Source organism: Jeotgalibacillus proteolyticus, assembly GCF_002926065.1.
Classification (GTDB): Bacteria; Bacillota; Bacilli; order Bacillales; family Jeotgalibacillaceae; genus Jeotgalibacillus; species Jeotgalibacillus proteolyticus.
The window spans coordinates 16,299-33,654 of sequence record NZ_PREZ01000009.1 but is presented as its reverse complement, the minus strand read 5'-3'; the positions used below and the strand labels follow the sequence as shown (position 1 = coordinate 33,654).

16 protein-coding genes are annotated in these 17,356 nt (G+C 39.9%); all 16 read right to left on the bottom strand.

Annotation, left to right across the window (positions count from 1 at the left end; all coding sequences use genetic code 11):
• Window positions 1-8 precede the first annotated feature (8 nt).
• Entirely contained in the window at window positions 9-185 is a 177-nt protein-coding gene (locus C4B60_RS21560) for a hypothetical protein (RefSeq protein ID WP_167578710.1), read from the bottom strand.
• Complete coding sequence (locus C4B60_RS19170) at window positions 158-439, bottom strand: hypothetical protein (protein ID WP_104059655.1); 282 nt, start codon at window positions 437-439, stop codon at window positions 158-160. Before C4B60_RS19170 ends, C4B60_RS21560 begins: the two co-directional genes overlap by 28 nt.
• A 73-nt stretch (window positions 440-512) precedes the next feature.
• Entirely contained in the window at window positions 513-1,706 is a 1,194-nt protein-coding gene (locus C4B60_RS19165; RefSeq protein ID WP_104059654.1) for a bifunctional lytic transglycosylase/C40 family peptidase, read from the bottom strand.
• Window positions 1,693-2,319 carry a hypothetical protein gene (locus C4B60_RS19160; protein WP_104059653.1) on the bottom strand — a complete coding sequence of 209 codons (627 nt, stop codon included), beginning with the start codon at window positions 2,317-2,319 and terminating at the stop codon, window positions 1,693-1,695. The genes C4B60_RS19165 and C4B60_RS19160 overlap by 14 nt, the downstream gene beginning before the upstream one ends.
• 11 nt (window positions 2,320-2,330) lie before the next feature.
• Complete coding sequence (locus tag C4B60_RS19155) at window positions 2,331-4,733, bottom strand: CD3337/EF1877 family mobilome membrane protein (protein ID WP_209020117.1); 2,403 nt, start codon at window positions 4,731-4,733, stop codon at window positions 2,331-2,333.
• Window positions 4,726-5,163: a hypothetical protein gene (locus C4B60_RS19150; RefSeq protein WP_104059652.1), complete on the bottom strand. Its 438-nt coding sequence runs from the start codon at window positions 5,161-5,163 to the stop codon at window positions 4,726-4,728. The genes C4B60_RS19155 and C4B60_RS19150 overlap by 8 nt, the downstream gene beginning before the upstream one ends.
• The gene (locus C4B60_RS19145) at window positions 5,160-7,733 is read right to left on the bottom strand and encodes an ATP-binding protein (RefSeq protein ID WP_104059651.1); all 2,574 of its coding nucleotides are present in this window, start codon (window positions 7,731-7,733) and stop codon (window positions 5,160-5,162) included. Before C4B60_RS19145 ends, C4B60_RS19150 begins: the two co-directional genes overlap by 4 nt.
• Entirely contained in the window at window positions 7,711-8,139 is a 429-nt protein-coding gene (locus C4B60_RS19140; protein ID WP_104059650.1) for a conjugal transfer protein, read from the bottom strand. The genes C4B60_RS19145 and C4B60_RS19140 overlap by 23 nt, the downstream gene beginning before the upstream one ends.
• A 3-nt stretch (window positions 8,140-8,142) precedes the next feature.
• On the bottom strand, window positions 8,143-8,364 hold the full coding sequence (locus C4B60_RS19135; RefSeq protein WP_104059649.1) for a hypothetical protein: 222 nt from the start codon (window positions 8,362-8,364) through the stop codon (window positions 8,143-8,145).
• Window positions 8,365-8,387: 23 nt separating this feature from the next.
• The gene (locus tag C4B60_RS19130) at window positions 8,388-9,299 is read right to left on the bottom strand and encodes a conjugal transfer protein (protein ID WP_104059648.1); all 912 of its coding nucleotides are present in this window, start codon (window positions 9,297-9,299) and stop codon (window positions 8,388-8,390) included.
• Between the two features lie 11 nt (window positions 9,300-9,310).
• Entirely contained in the window at window positions 9,311-9,646 is a 336-nt protein-coding gene (locus tag C4B60_RS19125) for a hypothetical protein (protein ID WP_104059647.1), read from the bottom strand.
• Between the two features lie 28 nt (window positions 9,647-9,674).
• A complete protein-coding gene (locus tag C4B60_RS19120) occupies window positions 9,675-10,565 on the bottom strand; it encodes a replication-relaxation family protein (protein WP_104059646.1) in 891 nt (296 codons plus the stop codon).
• An 11-nt stretch (window positions 10,566-10,576) separates the two neighbouring features.
• A complete protein-coding gene (locus tag C4B60_RS19115; RefSeq protein ID WP_245154056.1) occupies window positions 10,577-13,210 on the bottom strand; it encodes a helicase HerA domain-containing protein in 2,634 nt (877 codons plus the stop codon).
• A gap of 582 nt (window positions 13,211-13,792) precedes the next feature.
• Entirely contained in the window at window positions 13,793-15,178 is a 1,386-nt protein-coding gene (locus C4B60_RS19110) for a primase C-terminal domain-containing protein (protein ID WP_104059645.1), read from the bottom strand.
• Between the two features lie 870 nt (window positions 15,179-16,048).
• Window positions 16,049-16,414: a DUF5388 domain-containing protein gene (locus C4B60_RS19105; RefSeq protein WP_104059644.1), complete on the bottom strand. Its 366-nt coding sequence runs from the start codon at window positions 16,412-16,414 to the stop codon at window positions 16,049-16,051.
• A complete protein-coding gene (locus C4B60_RS19100; RefSeq protein WP_104059643.1) occupies window positions 16,407-17,237 on the bottom strand; it encodes a ParA family protein in 831 nt (276 codons plus the stop codon). The genes C4B60_RS19105 and C4B60_RS19100 overlap by 8 nt, the downstream gene beginning before the upstream one ends.
• Between the last annotated feature and the right edge of the window lie 119 nt (window positions 17,238-17,356).

Below are 17,356 nucleotides of genomic sequence, written 5' to 3'. Positions count from 1 at the left end.
GCGTATCTTCAATTTTTCAGTACCTGATCTGGCTTCCCTTTGATTCTGAACTCATCATCAATCAAGATTTCAGCTCCATTAAGATCCTCATACACAACAAGATTTTTCCCGTTACGAAAAAGAAAATAAAGGAGAACGGCTGCAGCTGCAGCTGCAACTAGAACCAGTAATGTTGTACTATCCAAAGGATCACCACCAATACAAAGACATAGAGTAGGACACGGCCAACGCTTGAGGATTTCGGTTGATAAGCACGTTTTGCATGGTATTCTTTGTGATGCTCATTTCCTTTTCTGAAGCGATTATTGAGGATTTGATAATCCTGATCTCGCAAACGAATTTTCCCTTCTTTTTTGAGCTTTGTTAAACGCCAACTTTCCTTACAAAAAGTAAACTGGTTAATCTCACTGGCGGTAAAATAACGTCGCTTTGTTTCCATTCTCAACCTCCTAGCTGAAGCTAAAAGAAAGGGAAGCGTTAAACTTCCCAAGTCTGTAACATCAAAGAGTAATTTAAAGACGCTTCACACGACCATTAAAATGCTGTAGCCAATACCCTTGTGATAGATCAGCAATTGCTACACCCGTATTCGTTTGGGCTCCTATGAATTTTCCGTCACCCACGTAAATCCCAACATGGCCATCGATCTTGTACGTATCAAAAAATACAAGGTCCCCTGGCTGCATATCATTCGGAGAAACCGGCTGCCCAAGGTGCTTGAGCGTTTCCGTACTGGTAGAAGTAAGAGGACCTAAGTCCATACCTACTTGAGCAAATGCCCAATGAACAAAACTGGAACAGTCGAAACGCCCTGCCGCAATATCAGCTTGATTTCTTCCACCGCCAAAAACATAAACGGAATTGCCGATCCACTGATTACCTACGTCTACAACCTCAACACCTGTGTTTCCACCGGTGCCGCCACCAATGGCCACATAGCCTTCCACATAGGAATCCGCAAAGCCTAACACTTCTTCTACGTACCAATCAGCCCGATTGTAAGCAAAGATGGCATCCCGGATACGTCCATCAGCTGCGCCACTTGCAGCTAAATAGTTTGCTGCAGAATAAATCGCATCTTCTATGTCCCAAGGATCAGCTTTTCCATCACCATTAGCATCAACCCCGTACCCTCCGTATCGTGCAATGACTGCCGGATCCATTTTTTCACCATCAGGGATGTTTCCGGCTCCTAATCCTCCACATGTCGGATGATTCCAACCGGTCCACGTACACGGCATAAATTGCATATGTCCTTCAGCTCCAACAGGGGAAACCATCGGATCAATCGTTGAAAAAACCGTTTCTACTCTGTGATGCGCTGCAATCAAATTCCACGGGACTCCGTATTCTTCTTCAGCTGCTTTGTAAATGGGAATGAAGGCTGCAGGAATTTCATTTGCGCCAATTTCAGAAATTTCACCGCCCCAAAACCCTAAACCACCTTCATAACTGGTTTCCTCTGAAGTAGAAGTGGAAGCCACAATCATGACAAGGGAAACAGCTAAACCAACAGCAATAATGCCTACTGCAGCTACCCCTAAAATCACGGGCCAACCTATACTGATTCCAGCTTTTGCAGCTGCTGCCTTTGCTGCTTTTTTCGCTACCTTTTCCCCTACATGTTTAGCTGCCTTTCCAGTGGCCGACTTCTTAGGGGTGGGTTCCTGTTCATAATCGTTCGGATCATAGTTAGTTTGGGACATTAATTCTCACATCCTCTACTAGCCATTCTCCTTCTCTTTCCCTCAATCCGACTAAATACCAATCCTCTGTATCTGTCTTGCTGCCATCAATGGATTGAGCTTCACCCGTAACCATGACATTCCAACGGACAACAATACTACTAGGATTCACGACTTCTGTCACCTGCGTATCGTTAACCGTTAAAATCGAACGCTCTAACACTTCTCTCCGGCCATCTTCTTTTAATGATCCATATAAAGAATCGGTTATATGTGGTTTTGCCGTTTCAAGATATTCGGTTGGTTCCTCGGCATTATAGGGGTGATAAGCATGAACAAACTCAACAGCTGCTTCTTTTGATTCGGCTAATTGTTCCTCTGTAAAATGCTCGGTTTGATTATATTTGTTGGTTTCATCCTCCAAAGACGCTTCACTTTCAACTTCATCAGAAGAAACAAAAGCCTCGGTTTCTTCAGGTGTTTCCTCTGACTGGTTGACTGTATCGGCTTCTTCGCTTCCAATGCTGCGCAATACATAGGTGGTGGAGAAGCCAATGACGAGGAAGATCACAAGGATGAATAGAAAAAGTTTAATTCGATCACTTTTACTGTTCTCAAAATCCCATCCAAACATGATCTTCCCTCCTATCCTCGTCTTTGGTTAACATCATTCGTTTTATCCGATTTTTTGACGTTATTTCGATTGGTGGTTTCATTTCTTTCTTCCCGATTAACGTTGTTAATCGTGTTCACATTCTCTTTCACATTCTGCTCTCTACGTTTGGTAATATCACGAGAAACATTTTCCGTTTCAGTGAAGCTGTCCTGGACGTTTCGATTGTTCTCTGTCTTGTTATGGTTGCGCTCTGTAACATGATTAACCGTTCTTTCAGTGTTTTCATTGGAGACGTTATTTCGATTAACCGTCTCATTACTATGCTTTTCTTGGCCTTCATTCGTGGTAACGTTCCGGGTCGTCCGATCGACAAGATTAGTTTGGTTGGTGCTTTCATTGGTCTGTTCCCGATTACTAGAATCAGTAGATATATCACGGTCTACATCTTTTTCAAGCGTCCTTCTTTCTGCAAGATTGTTAGTCTGTTTTTCGTTAATTTTATCTTGATGATCTTGGCGATTAACCATATTGATATTGCGTTCGCTCTGTTGCTGGTTAATACTCTCATGATCCTTGCTGTTAGGATGCTCTTTGGAATGTTGCTCTAGGTCTCGTACCGTGTCATTAAGGTCGTTCTTAAAGGTTTCTCGCTCCGCAAGGGGCGCTTTTGCTAATTCGCCTTTTCCCATTCGTCTCTCACGCAAAGAATTAATATGCGTAACATTTGATGGAGCCTCTTTTTTCTCGTCTGTTCGTTCAGTATCTTTACCGTCTTCACGTTTCCGATCCATTAATTTTTCTGAATCAGTAGTAGGGGCATTTTCGACATTCGCCCGATTCTGAACCTTTTTAGCATTATCTTCTTGAGCTTTTACTTTAGCTTCTTCCTCCTGCCCACGATTCATGAGGGCGATGTTAGTTGCATCGGCTTTTGCATGACTGATCTTTTGATTTTTACCTTTTTTCTTATTTACACCTTGGGTCTCCTGATTGACAGAATCGTTTGCAACCTGACGATTAGCCAAAGGCTGATCTCTCATAGAGCTATTTCTATTGGTAAGAAAGTTCTGTCCTTGCCTGACATTGTTCCGGGCATTGTTATATCTCATTCGATAGTTTTGTAGGGTCTGTCCTGTACTGCTTTGAATATTATTAGAAGCTGTTGAAACCATCGAAAACAGGTCTTTCCGTTTAGCCCATATACCAACAAAACAAATGATTTGTAATACCATCATCCCTACATATCCTAAATCTGTACCATCAGCTGCCCGGTAAAGAATAGCCGATACGCCAAAGAGAATGGTTAAAAGCAAGGCAATAGCGATTTTCATCAGCTGCGCATGGATAAGTTTGCTCGCCCATTCAACGGCTGTCTGCTGCCATCGAGGGACTAACGCCATTAACAAAGGAACCGGGGCAAAAAGTGCCAAAACCATGAAAATAATTTGGTATAAGATAATGGATCCAGATATGAGCAATAAAAATATTCCAATGATGGAATTCCCCAAAAATAACAACGGGACAAAAGCAGCTCGATCTGATACTCCACTGGTAGACATCATTGTATTGTTTTGATCTTCAACTTCTATCATTGCTACCCCTTGACGATCTTCAGCATCCGCAATTGGATCAATCGAAAGCAAATCGTTTACTCTATCGCTTTCAACATCAGTCGTACCGTATTGCATTAAAAGGTATGGTTTTTGAACCATGATTTCATGCATTTGATTTCGTATAGATGCAATGCCTTCGTCTTTTGAATAAGAAGCACCAGGAGTCACTATATTCGCTGTAACCGCAAGAATGTTTCCTTGCAGGTCGCTTGACCACTGATTAACGCCCCCTAGTATTTGACTCGCATTGGAGAAAAAACCTAGAGAAAAGACAAAAACGATTAAAGAGGATATCAACCCTCCCCATGCTCTGCTGCTTTCTCTTTTAACCATTCCTACATAAGCTGCCCAAGCACCAACTAAGCAAATGATAAATGTAATAAGCAACGGCCAAAGACCATTTCCCATAAATCCACCTTGGCCAAAACCGGCAATGTTTTGAATGGCTGCGCCTATTTCATCGACTACACCGGATACAAAATCTAATTCAAACGCTTCTTGAACAATAAGCATTGTAAAGTTGGCTAATAGAACGTTCATTTGCCACATGGCATTAACCATTTCCATTAATGCAACATACAGTTCGTTCCCAATCCCCTCTGCCCAATTCCAAGGAAGCCAATCACCTGAAGTATCTACATAAGTATCTAACTTGTAATGGTGCTGTGGGTATTCGTTATACGTTAATTCGACTTCTCCAACCGTGCTTCCCTCTCGATCTTGGGGAACTAAGTTGTCTTGAATATTTGCAGATGCCGGAATGTGCATAGACAATACTAGGACCATTGCAATGAGCAAAGTACGTCCTATTTTAGTCATCTTCATGCAACTCCCTTAAAACCGTTCCATCTAGCCCCTCAACTAAGGTATCAAAGTTTTTAAGGTTAAGAAGTTGAGTTCGTTTCCATCCCTCGTCTGTTCTTCTGATCTCCATAGTTTGAGTTCTGCCCTCATTACTAACGGGATCAGTAAATTTAATTTCGTAAAAGTATTTATCATCTGAAGCTTTCCATTCTTCCAGTCTATAATTTTGTAGTTCCTCATCATTTTGAGGACCTTCTGATAGATCCAAAGCCTCTGATGGGTTTTGAAGCAATTCAGCTCTTGTGGCCTGATCTCTTTGAATCATGGCATTTGCCCATTCTATTGGAATATCAGAAGGAGTTTGACCATTGATTTCATCGTTTCCGCAAGCAGCTGCAACAAAAAGAAGGACGGAAAAAGATATAAGGGTTATTAATTTTTTCATACATACACCCCCGATCGTGCTGTTTCTGGTTCTTCTTCGATTAAATCATCCACTTCTCCATCTGGAACAATTTCTTCCTCTGAAACTTCTAACCTCTCTGCAGGAGGACGGGAATCAAATGCATCGAATAAGTCTTTAAATAAAGCATTAATGGAAACAACCCCGACACGACCGGTTATATCTTGGAATAAACATTGGCCATTTTGAAGTTCTCGCAAGGTAGAAGCGTTATATTCGGTATGCTTCAGATTTAACAGAGAAAGGACATTTTCGATTTCTTTAGGATCGGTGCTTCTAAAAGCAAATTTCATCCCGATATTATTTTTCATTTTTTCGTCTAGTAGATCATCCGCATTTTGAGTAACAAAATAAATACCTGCGTTCATGGCTCGACCGGCACGAACAAGACGGGTCGCTAAATGGCTTCCCTGGCTAGTGTTAAGGACAGCCCAAGCTTCATCCAGTAAAACCGTTTTAAAGATGCTACGGTCGCTATGGATAAACTTTAAGGCGAAAGATGAGATAGGGAGCATCATGGCCACAGAAAGCATTTCAGATAAGTTATATTTATCCGGGTCTGTGTCCGGAGCTGGCAATTCAAGATTTTGAATCTGCAGCACGTTTAAGGCATTATCAAGGCTGATAGAAGATTGTTTTTCTCCGTCTCCAAACAAAAGCTGCGCAAAAGATAGTTCACTAAAGGACCGGATATGTTCGCCAAGCTGCTTGGAAACCGTATCGTCACTTTCAACTAAATACTCAAGAACCTTTGTTAAACAAGGCTTTTCTCCCTCTGCGACTTCACGTACAGCTTTCGTTAATTTAGGGAACCGTTCTGAATCACCTAAACGAACACCTGTTAAAAAGGTCAAAATATCAAGAGCTAATGTTTCGGCTTCTTTCACATCCTGATGGATAGCAAAAGGATCCAAACGCCCACGATCTGCCTCTTGTGTGGAAAGGGATACAATGTTGATTTCTTCCTTTAATTCGTATAGATCGTCACCCCAATTCCCACGCTCTCCTTTAGGGTCAACTACAAGAGCTTTACCACCTGAAAGAACCGAAAGGTATGTGATAAGGTTTGCGGTGAAGGATTTACCCCCACCTAGAGAACCAAGAAAGGCTGCAGATAAAGCATTGGTTTTCGTTCCTCGAATCCCTTGCGCTGCCCGGTTCGGCATAATGTAAACAGGTTGATCTAAAACACCAGTAGAACCGATAAAGAAACCTTCTCCATCACCTAATTGTTTTGTTGCTCCGAACATTCCTCCGGCTACTGTGGCCGGTTCCATGAAATGCACATAATCTTTCACATACCTTTTGGCTCCGGGAAGAAACTCATTAAAGGCTAACCATTGGTCTCCATAAGGCTGTTCTACCTGAAACATCATATCTTGGTACATATCCTTGACGGTATCACACCTACGTTTCAACTCATCTTCATCCTCTGCCGATACCGCAAGCACGATAGAGGTTTTAATTAACGGCATTCTAGACTTTTGCAAATGAGCTTCCAATTCATGCGCTTCTTGTTTTCCAGATAAAACATTCAAATTCGTTTCATTTCCGGTTTCCTGTGCATGGCGATCTTGATCTTTTAATTCTTTTCGCTTATTTCGAACAGCATTTAACGCTTTGCGATTATCCATTGTTTCAGTGCGGATACTAACTTCCACGGGAAAATCAAGATTTTGAATGATATATAACCACTCTTCTCCCGGAAACTCAATTTCATATGGAACGTTTGCAACGGTAAGAAAAGCAACATGACCTTCTACTTCATCACCCTCATACATCTGCTTTAGAACCAAGCTTCTTTTAGGCGAATCATCTACGAATCCCTCCGTTAAACGTAGAACGTCATGATACAAGGGTCTTCGCACCAATACTTCATTATCTTCAAACTCTTTATAATCAACGGAATAGGCCGGGCTCCAATTTTTAAGAATTGGAGCCTTCCCTATTCCTCGATACCAATTGCGACGGATCAGCCATTGAATGGCTTCTTCATTTACTGGATCAGCTTTTATACGAGAATGGACTTTATTGAAAATTCGTCTTTCGCTTCTTCTATAACGCTCTATTTCTTCTTCTAATATCTCCGGAGTATCTAGCCCACTTGCGGTATTAACGCCCCCTATAAACTCTTTCCATGCTTCTTTTAAATCCTTAAAGAACGAATTGTTTTTGTTCTTGTTTTCCGGTTTTGGGAGTTTAACACCTAGAAAGAAACGATACTCCGTACCTTCTTTACCAAGAATATTTTCAAGCTGCATGGCAGCATCATCAGTATGTTTCACAGCTGCATCCTTCAAGGGTCCACTCAATTTTTCTTTAAACCGTTCATGCTTTTCTTCTATAGATTGAAAATTCGGAACAACAAGCATATGAGTTTCTAAATTGATTTGCCAAAAGAAGGCTTTGATTTTGGTGAAAATGTAGTCTTTTTCGTCATCTGCTAGAAAATCATAGTTGTAACCGGCTAGTTGATAATATGCCCAACAGGATCCATCTTCAGAAAAGATTAAATTCCCTTCAAAATAGTTAATCGGAAATTCTATGTTCATCAGGTTTCCTCCTTTCATGGTAGCTCAACTGGCGATAGCCAACCTTACCAGTGTATTGATAAGGTTTTTTTACGTCTGACACTTCTTTATAACGATTTCTATAATTCGGAGACAGATGAAATTGAACAACACTTACTAAAAAACGATGCGGCTCTTTCCCATCTAATAATTGTTTGGTGAAAAACCATGCGAATAATCCCGGCAAAAAGATGTATTCAATTAAAGCTAAATCTATTAGACTTAAAGGTGGGAAGTGATTCAGCATCCAAACTAGAATTATGCCTCCCGCAAAGAATCCTAATTGCCGATACGATAAGGGTATCGGCAATGGGATGTCTTGAATACCGTACAAAACCTTCTCTACTTTCCAAACACTATTGTAAGTTCGCAATATCTTCGGCTTCATAATTTACCCCCCAAATACTGTTGACCACAATCTTTCTCCAAGTCCTACCACGTTATCAGGCGAGAATACAAACACTCCGACAATCATTGAAAATACAGCAAAACCGACAAATTTAGAAAACTCTCTTTTCATCAAGAAATAGATCGCAACTGCCCCGATAACCACTAACAATAACGCTCCAATTTGTACGCCAAACCAAGATTGAATATTTTCTCCAAAGTTCATAATTTTTTCTCTCCTTTTTAGTGTTATTTGTTTTTAATATCCCGTACAATCCAACGGCCATCTTCTTTAAAAATCCTTAATTCATATGGATAAGCCATTGATGCTTTTGTATGTTTTTCTTCAAAACCAATCAGGGTTTCGACTAAAAATTCTTCGTTCGTTTCGCCTTGTTTAACCACGACTTTTTGCACTTCTTTAAACGTCAATGCTCCGTCCATTGTTTGAAGATCATTGCTTTCAGTGTAATAAGACAATTCATTTTGTTCACCATTCGCATAAACTCTGAAAAATGTGTTCAAAAACCCTTCTACTTCTGAGTGCAACGCTGAATCGTTAACCCTTCCTTTATCATCTATCGAACTTTCGGCTGCTAGTTCCGGTTTTTCCGGAGCAGGGACAATATAAGGAGTTTGATTGACGACAAAAGATTGGCCATCTGTTTTTACTGGTACAGCAAAATATTTTTCATAGGGTCCTGCTTTTTCTTTGCCTTTTCTTAAGTCTTGCAACACACGTAAGGTAATAACCGCACTATCATTTCCTGTTTCTTCAACGCTCCAAATTTGCGTTTTGTTTATCCTGCTATCCCATTCCATGCCCTCAAATCCCAATCCAGCGTGAGAGTCTAATCCTGCAGCAAGGTACTCCGAAAGCCTATCTACCCGATCTTCCTTCCCTTCGTCTGTATTCTCCCAAATGAAGTAATTTTCAGCGAAATTTTGAGCAAAAGTCTGAGCGCCTACTCCGGTAGCATGATTGGTGCCTTCTTCTTCAACAACCGTTTCTTCATCTGCAGCTGCGCTGCCTTCAGTAGCATTGGCAACTCGGATAATCGAAACGACTGATAGGAACAATGCCAATGAAAATACGGTCCAAAAAGCTCCTTTGAAAACCTTTTTCCTGAATACGGTTTTTGGATATTCACGCTTCTTCATTTTTTACCTCCTTACTTCATCATTTCGTTCACGGCTTGCTTACGCCGATCTTTCTTCCGGGATTCTTCCCCGATGGCCCATACACCGATGCAAACAGCTGCAAATAGCCCAAGAGTAGCCCAAACACCATGCTCTGCATAAAAGACCTTGATCCACGCTAAAACATCATCAGCAGCTGCAGCAAAAGGAGAGAAACGATCGTATGCAAACTGAAAGGCAAAATAACCGGCTACAACGATCAAAGCGAAAATAACGAGAGTCACAATCAATCTTCTAAAAAAACCATGAAACATATCCTTAATGCCGCTATCAGTAGACGACGATCCTCGTTTCACCTTATAGCCCAAATTTTCACCCCCTTTCAAAATGCGTTCATTACTCGATGCGACTATGGAGTCTATATAGTCGGTTCGGTTCGCTTGAATGAGCTGCTTTCCATATCTCTCCGTATGGGTCTTCACACAATTCTTTATAGGTAGTAAATAACAAAGCTCCACCGATCTTTTCGATCTCTCGTGCATCAGCTTTTTTTGCATTTTCCATCAGTTTGTTTCGTTCGGTCTCATTGTTTGAGACAAACAAAATTCTTACCACTTTAATCGAATCTCCGAAAATAACATCTTCCGCAAAATGTTTTTTCCTGACATACTCGTTAAATCGTCTAACCTTATTCAACGTGACGTCTATCCGTTGTCTGCTTCGTTCCAATTCAACAAAATATAAGAACTGTACTTTTGTCTCTTTCAATTCTCTTTCCAGTACAAACGCCCCGTCCGGACGAATGACTGTAGCAGCTGATTGTCTACTTTTTCCTAACGTATCTTTGGTTACTTCACCATAATTTCGAAACGCCCGTCTTTCGGAAAAATATTCTTTAAAAGTGACTGATTCATCTTGTTTGGTTGCATAAGTTGAAAGAATATGTGACATGCGTAATGAATGAAAAACATAAGTAGGCGTACGCTGCGCCCACCTTGTATCCCAATCAGCATCTCCAAGTATCTCTTTGACTTCCTGAACACCTTTTGAATCCAATGTATAAACTAAGCGATCACCGCCTCGTACAGTTGCTTTTGCAACTGGAAAGGACTTTATATACCCTTCTGATTCCAACGCTCTCATTTGCCTTGATATCCAATATCTGCTGTATGGCTTTCCATCAGGATGTACATACAGATATTTTTCTAAATACTCTACATCCACAAACACCAGGTCATGTAATGCAACAAATAATCCTTCTTCGATCTCGCCAATTCTTTTTGGCATTTAAAATCCCCCTAAACCAAGAAATCATCAATAGACATGTCTTCTTCACGCTTCTTTTTCTCATCTTTCTCGTCCTCCCTGAAAGATTCTTCAGAATCTTGACACGTGACTTCAGCTGCATGATGCTCCTGTTTTTCTTTAAATTCTTCTACATCAATCGGAAAAAAATCTTCTTCCTTACTTTCATTTGTTGCTGAATGTTCCTCATCATCTGATGGATCTAATGAAGCAGCTGCTTCATCAAAAAAAGAATCGACAGCTTGATCTACGTGAGGTTTATCCTGGTCAGCAGCAACCGGTCCTTCAATATCTTCGGTTGAATCAATTTCAGGATCATCAAAATAAGCATCATTTTCTTGAACTTCAGCTTCCTTTTTCTGTGATTCAGCCACTGAAAGGCTCGAAATGGCTTGTTCTTCAAGTTGAATCGCTTCAGAAACCGTTTTTTCCTTGATGGAAGGAATAGCATCTTGAAATGCAGCCGGTCCTGGCTCTTTCATCCGGACTAAAAATGGTCTCGATCTTTCATTTCCTGCTTGCATCCTTACATAAGCGTGATAGGGTTCTACATTCAAAAAATCATTTTCCGTTAACACTTCAGATGGCAATGATTTATTGACCAATTGAGCATCTTCATAATTTCCTAACCGGAAAGAAACAAAAGTCCCAAAATTCCGAAAAATCGAGTCAGACACGTTCATTGGCACCTGACCTTTTAACCCCTGCATCCCTAATACAATAGATGTTCGATATTTCCGTAATTCAGATGAAAAAGATTCAATGGCATCTGTACTGTGTTCCATAAAGGTTGGCGACTCATCCACTATCACCACATGGTAAGGCAGCTTATGACGTTCAGAAGCTGGCGTATCAGCTCTGCTTTTACCGGCAAGCTCACAATAAGTAAGACACATGGAGCCAATCAGCTTCTTTTCATCACTTGTTAATTCGGATAAATCTAATAGGTTGATCCTTCCCTGATCCATACTCTCTCTAAAACGTAACCCGTTTGTTTTGGCACGAAGCATTTTCCCCATAACACCGGACAACGTTATTTTTCGAAGTTTGTTTAGTGTTGAATTGGTTTTTTGCTGTAATTCACGATCCTTCAGCTCATGAAGATTAGCAAAATATAAATATAAATCATTTTCTATGGGGTCTTGCCGGTCTAATCGTTCTAGGACACTTTCACGGTAGTCAATATCGCTCAATAACCGTTGTAGATTCGGCAAACTCGCCTCACCTATTCGCTGTAATGCAATACCACCATTCAAAAAGTTATCATCAATATTCGGACCCCAAAAATCCTTCCACGTTCGCTTTAGAACATCGGCCACAGTCTGAGCAATTTTATCTTCACTGGTCGCAAAATCAACATCATAAACATTAAAAGGCATCTCGCCTTCTGAAAACTTGAAATACCGAACTAAATGCTGTTTTTTCGGGGGGATTCGTGCGGCAATGTCTTGGCATAAATCACCGTGAGGATCAATGACCGTTACCCCAATCGACTCACCAGCTCCATCTAATTGCAGTAAATCCTCGACTAAGTTATACATGGCGGTTGATTTCCCCATACCTGACATGCCAATAAAAGCTGCATGATAACGCAAAGTCGCTAAATCAAACATCACCTTATTGTTCTGACCATGGTAATAATGCTCACCCAATGGAATAGCAAATGCCGGATCAAACTGAGCATGTTTTACTTCTTTTGGGATAGGTGTTGACCGCATTTTTAATCGGTTTAACTTATTATTTTGGACTCGCTCACTCGGCAGCCGCATGATAGCAGCCATTTCTTCTGTGCCAAGAACAATCCTTTTTTTCATGCGCTCCATAGAAAAGATACGTTTTTTGAATTCCCAACGAAAAAGAGGACGGAATGTGCGAAACCACCACCACTCCCGACCTCTTAAACGATTCAAACGGCCACTGGAGAATGTCCCGATGGATCCCTTTGCACTTTTTATTAACTCTTTAGAATCTAATGGATCCTTGCCAAACGCCACAACGCGTATATTCATCCTTGATAACATTCTTGTGGACTTCCCTTCAATCGCTGATAAATAAAGCTCATTATCTTTATCAAGCGTTTCATCATAATCCCCTTCTCGATGAAATTGTCGGAATATCCCTCTAAAACTTCGTTCAGTTCTGTAAGCTGTATTTAACAGGAATTGCATATGAACTTCCTGGCCATCTTCTAACCCGTCTAAAAACTCAATCAATTCAGCTTGCGTATCAACCACTTCATTGTGGTATGTCTTAATAGGAATGGTCCAATGGGATTCGGTGAAAAGCTTAGTCCCTGCATGTGGACGAGAAAAATCAATGTTAGGATCCTCGACCTCTACAATCTCCACTTGCGGATGCTCTGAATAGTACTTGCTTTTAAACACCTTTCCTATATGCTCATTTGGCACCCATACAAAATAGCGTATATCATCTTTAGTCGCTACAACTTCCCAACTGATCCATTCATCTTTGAATAATCTTCTATACCAAGGTCGATCCAAAAAGTTCAACATTGTCGCCCAGGCTGTCTCATCTTTAAAATATAAAATCTTCGAATCCATCGTTGTTTTCAACTCATAAACTCTACCTTCTTTCGGAATCAAAAACGGCAAAAAATGATACCTCATCCTCTCACCCTCCCCCGAAAAACCATTCTCAATTAATACAATCAATTTTCAACTACACTAAAACCCAAACCCACACTCTCCCCGATCCACCACTACACAACCTATCCCCAATCCAACAAAACTTCTACTACCTAACCAAACTCCAACCTCTATCTTCTACTTCTACTCTCTCTACTTCTACTTACCTTCTACTCTCTCTCTACTCTTTCAATCCACAACTCACTCACACACACTACTCACTCTCTATACTCACTCACTACTCTACTCTCTCCACACTCTCTAACACTTCACCACCACCAACACCCACACACTCACATATCTCATTTGATCGGGTAAGTGGATTATATAGCTAAGGTCCTGCTAAATGGTCACGGAACAGAAGTATGGAGAGCCGTGACCATTTAGCAGGACCGGGCGGCATATTCCACGTATCTACACTTGTATTAGGTGTTGGTGGTGGTGAAGCTATCATTTACAACTTCTTTTACTACATCAGTTACAATACAAGCCTACCATATATGGAAATATAATCAAGGGTATTTACCTAAATATTCTAAATTTTACAAAAGGGAAATATGTATATTAAGGTATATCACCAAGAGACGAAGAACAAATAACACCCCCAAAAAAGCCATCACCAGGAGTAAAAAAACGGTCAAAGATAAGGGATAAATAAATCCCACCCACCACCAGATCTATAAATGTATTTGAATTGAGCCCATTATTTTTCGGCTTATCTTTTCGTTTAAATGGAACAACCTTTGAGTTCTTTTTAAGGGTTAAAATGGTAACAGCAGCCCTTCCTTTCCCTTTAACGTCTTTTATAATCATTCCAATTTGGATTAAATGATCAACAATTTTTTTAAACGTAGAATAAGGAATGGAGACCGTATCATCTGAAGACGATTTGATTGCTTGAGCAATCGATCGTTGAGCAGCACAAACTTGGCCACCTTGTTGTTTTAGGTAGCGAAGGACATCTTTCTCCCATTCATCAAAATGACTATATTTTCGTTCCTCCCTTGATTTAGCATCTTCCCAAACTTGATATGTAAAGGTCATACCCGATAAGGTTCGAATCCAGTAAGCCGATGGTCCAGGTGGAGCATCCTTTTTAAAGGCACTTTTTACTTTGCGTTTCACATCCAACTGGCTCATGGCTGGATCATTCTTTTGGTTCCAATCATGCAAGCGGTGTTCAGTTTCTCTTTCAGTAAAACCTGCTGCTTTAAAGGCTAAAGCAAGGGTATAGCATGTGTTATCCCTCTGCCCTTTAGAAACACCTTTTAGGAGCTTTTGAACGGCTGCGTGATGCAAAAGGTTCGCAACATCAACACAAACGGCTTTTCTCTCTTCAATTTGTTCTTCAATATGTATAGAAAACCAATCACATAAATCGTCAAATGAAACGCGAATCTCGCTTTGATAGAGAGTATTTTCATTTGTGGGCATACGAAACCATCGCTCTGCCCCGACAGCTTGTGGATCCCCTTGAATAACTTCTGCGATGGTTTGTTGAATACGTTTATAGTGGTCCGTTACTTTCGGCAAGGCTCTTTTCGCTTGGTTAAAATACCAATACACGTGAAATCCTCCTGAAGGAGTAGAAACAACTAGGGAGGGTCCTGGAAGACCTGCAGCTGTTATCGCATCTAGTACATCCGGTAAAATTAATCCTTGATTTTGAGCATTCTTTACATCAATATCGATGACCATGGCATTAAGCCAGCGTAAAGCTCCTGCATGGCGCTGATCTCTTCGATAAAAAGTGTTAGGCGTGTAATAGGTAAACGCTTCTAATGCTCCGTATAAAGAATGATAGGTTCGAAGAGATTTAGGTTTTTCATGAAACTCGTTACAAACAAATATCCAACCAAGATGGCTGCTGTAGCCTGTTTGCTGCTTTTCAGACTGAACCTTTGGTGTTTCTGTTAATTGATCCTTATATATAGCCCGATAAACGTTCATTACTCTTCCCCTTTCGACACAAAAAAGATCGCTACAAGCTTATGCTCATAGCGATCTATACCTTTTGCTCTAATAGGGAATTTCACAATTTGCTAGAAATTGTCTAGCAAAAATAATTGTAAAAACCATTCACATAATATATGATTTATTGTACATATAATTATATGAATTAATCATGATGTTGACAGCATCATGATTGACCTATTAAAGCTAGTTTGGTTGACTGCCAGGAGCTAGCTTGTTTTGAAAGAGAGTGTTGTTGACAGCAACACTCTTTTTTTTGTTTTTTTAGAATTTATAATTACTCTTGTTTTCTATTAACGATAATTATGTACAGATTTTATAACCTATTAAGCTTCAAGAGCTTCCAGTCTCATATATGATTTGTTGACCTTTTTCAGCTGGGTTGATTACGATGAAATACTAATACTTTCCATCCAGCTGCTTGTGCCCCCAAGTATAAAGAAGGAAATACCGCATTACAATAGGGTTTGCCGTCCATTCAAAAAGCTGTAGATTTGTAGATCAGTCTACAAGTAGATTTGTAGATTTGTAGACTAATATACTTGTAGACTGGTCTACATGTAGATTAATAATAACCATTACAATAAATATTTTCAATCTCTCTTACTCTATTAATTATTGATATAACAGCATTTCAGGAGAAAATAAATTACGTGATTAATTACACATTGTAGATCAGTCTACATATAGACTGATCTACATGTAGACTTGTAGACTGATCTACATGTAGATTTGTAGACTGATCTACATGTAGATCAGTCTACAAGATTTCAAGAAAAGTTTTTAAATAGAAAAAACAGCCCAAAATTAAAACCTCGGGCTGTTACTGGGTGCTTAGAAGCAAGACTATTTTTTCCCGTTCTTTTTTAAATTATAAACATCTAAAATCAGTGAATATTGCTTTTTTTCATCTTTAGATAATATCGAGGATATGTATTCATCCATCAAAATATCAACGAGGTTATCGACATTATCAGCAACCCCAAGCACGACCAAAGCATTTAATTTGTCTTTATTCAATGTACTTACTCTTACAGTAGTGGTGGAATTTGCAGCTGCTTTCTTTCTGCCTGTTTCCCGGCCTTCTGAAGTCCCCTTCTGTTTAGAGGATGATTCCCTCACTTCTTCTTCTAAATTAAAAGTAGTCTTTGGTTGGATGGACGCACCGCGATCAAGTATCTGTTTTGATTTTTTTCTTAGCAAATCAGACATTTTTCTCATCTCCCACAGTAAGTTGTAGACGCTCTAAAAATTCCTTCGCTACGGCATCATAACTGGTGATGACTCGTTTATCATGCATATCGTCTTCTGTGATGCCTGTAATATCGAATCGCTTTAATCGCTCCATATTCTTTACAAGAGTCTTAAAAAGATTATGTTCTCCAAAGATTTCTTTGGCATTTTCCAGTGTGGCCACATCAACTGGAGCTCCGTTCTTTAAAAGAACCGGCAAGATCCCAAGGATGTCCATGTCTGCCTCATACTCATCAATTAAAGACTGCAAGTAGGTCGTAAATACTTCAGCACCTTGTAAGCTGCGTTCATGGGTTTGTAGCACCACAACCACAAAATCTGATGCATATAAAGCTGAATCCGTAATAATAGAAATAGTAGGAGGTACATCAATAAAAATAAAATCAAATTCGGCTTTTAGTGGCTCAATAAGGCTTGAGAAGTATTGAACACGGTCAATATCGTTAGGGAACTTTTTCTCTAAAAACTTAGGATAAAGGGCGAAGTCACTGAAGCTTGGTAATAGAAAAAGGTTGTCTTTTATCTCCGTTACGATAGAAGATAAATCTTCAGCTTGAATAGCAGCCATAAGTGTTTTCTCAAAACTAACAATATCATCAGATAGAATAGCCTTTGTTTTTAAATAGAGGCTGGTGGCATTTGCCTGTGGGTCCTGATCACTTAAAAGAACCTTGTAGCCCATCTTAGCTAAACTATAGGCAATCATGGTACTATTAGTTGTTTTTCCCGTCCCACCTTTGAAATTACCAAAGGTAACGACTGTACAAGAGTTATTTGCCATTGATATTCTCCTTTGACTTCATAAATTAAATTTTCAATTGTAGATTTGTAGATTTGTAGACAAATGAAAAAATGTTACTTTAAACGTATCATTTCTAATAAAGGATTGCCACCTTAAAC

What these genes read in the sequence shown, in the direction of transcription:
- C4B60_RS19105 (WP_104059644.1), bottom strand. Translation starts at nt 16,414, where the DNA reads ATGTCTGATTTGCTAAGAAAAAAATCAAAACAGATACTTGATCGCGGT.
- C4B60_RS19110 (WP_104059645.1), bottom strand. Translation starts at nt 15,178, where the DNA reads ATGAACGTTTATCGGGCTATATATAAGGATCAATTAACAGAAACACCA.
- C4B60_RS19145 (WP_104059651.1), bottom strand. Translation starts at nt 7,733, where the DNA reads ATGAACATAGAATTTCCGATTAACTATTTTGAAGGGAATTTAATCTTT.
- C4B60_RS19165 (WP_104059654.1), bottom strand. Translation starts at nt 1,706, where the DNA reads ATGTCCCAAACTAACTATGATCCGAACGATTATGAACAGGAACCCACC.
- C4B60_RS19155 (WP_209020117.1), bottom strand. Translation starts at nt 4,733, where the DNA reads ATGACTAAAATAGGACGTACTTTGCTCATTGCAATGGTCCTAGTATTG.
- C4B60_RS19160 (WP_104059653.1), bottom strand. Translation starts at nt 2,319, where the DNA reads ATGTTTGGATGGGATTTTGAGAACAGTAAAAGTGATCGAATTAAACTT.
- C4B60_RS19140 (WP_104059650.1), bottom strand. Translation starts at nt 8,139, where the DNA reads ATGAAGCCGAAGATATTGCGAACTTACAATAGTGTTTGGAAAGTAGAG.
- C4B60_RS19170 (WP_104059655.1), bottom strand. Translation starts at nt 439, where the DNA reads ATGGAAACAAAGCGACGTTATTTTACCGCCAGTGAGATTAACCAGTTT.
- C4B60_RS19135 (WP_104059649.1), bottom strand. Translation starts at nt 8,364, where the DNA reads ATGAACTTTGGAGAAAATATTCAATCTTGGTTTGGCGTACAAATTGGA.
- C4B60_RS19150 (WP_104059652.1), bottom strand. Translation starts at nt 5,163, where the DNA reads ATGAAAAAATTAATAACCCTTATATCTTTTTCCGTCCTTCTTTTTGTT.
- C4B60_RS19120 (WP_104059646.1), bottom strand. Translation starts at nt 10,565, where the DNA reads ATGCCAAAAAGAATTGGCGAGATCGAAGAAGGATTATTTGTTGCATTA.
- C4B60_RS19100 (WP_104059643.1), bottom strand. Translation starts at nt 17,237, where the DNA reads ATGGCAAATAACTCTTGTACAGTCGTTACCTTTGGTAATTTCAAAGGT.
- C4B60_RS19130 (WP_104059648.1), bottom strand. Translation starts at nt 9,299, where the DNA reads ATGAAGAAGCGTGAATATCCAAAAACCGTATTCAGGAAAAAGGTTTTC.
- C4B60_RS19115 (WP_245154056.1), bottom strand. Translation starts at nt 13,210, where the DNA reads ATGAGGTATCATTTTTTGCCGTTTTTGATTCCGAAAGAAGGTAGAGTT.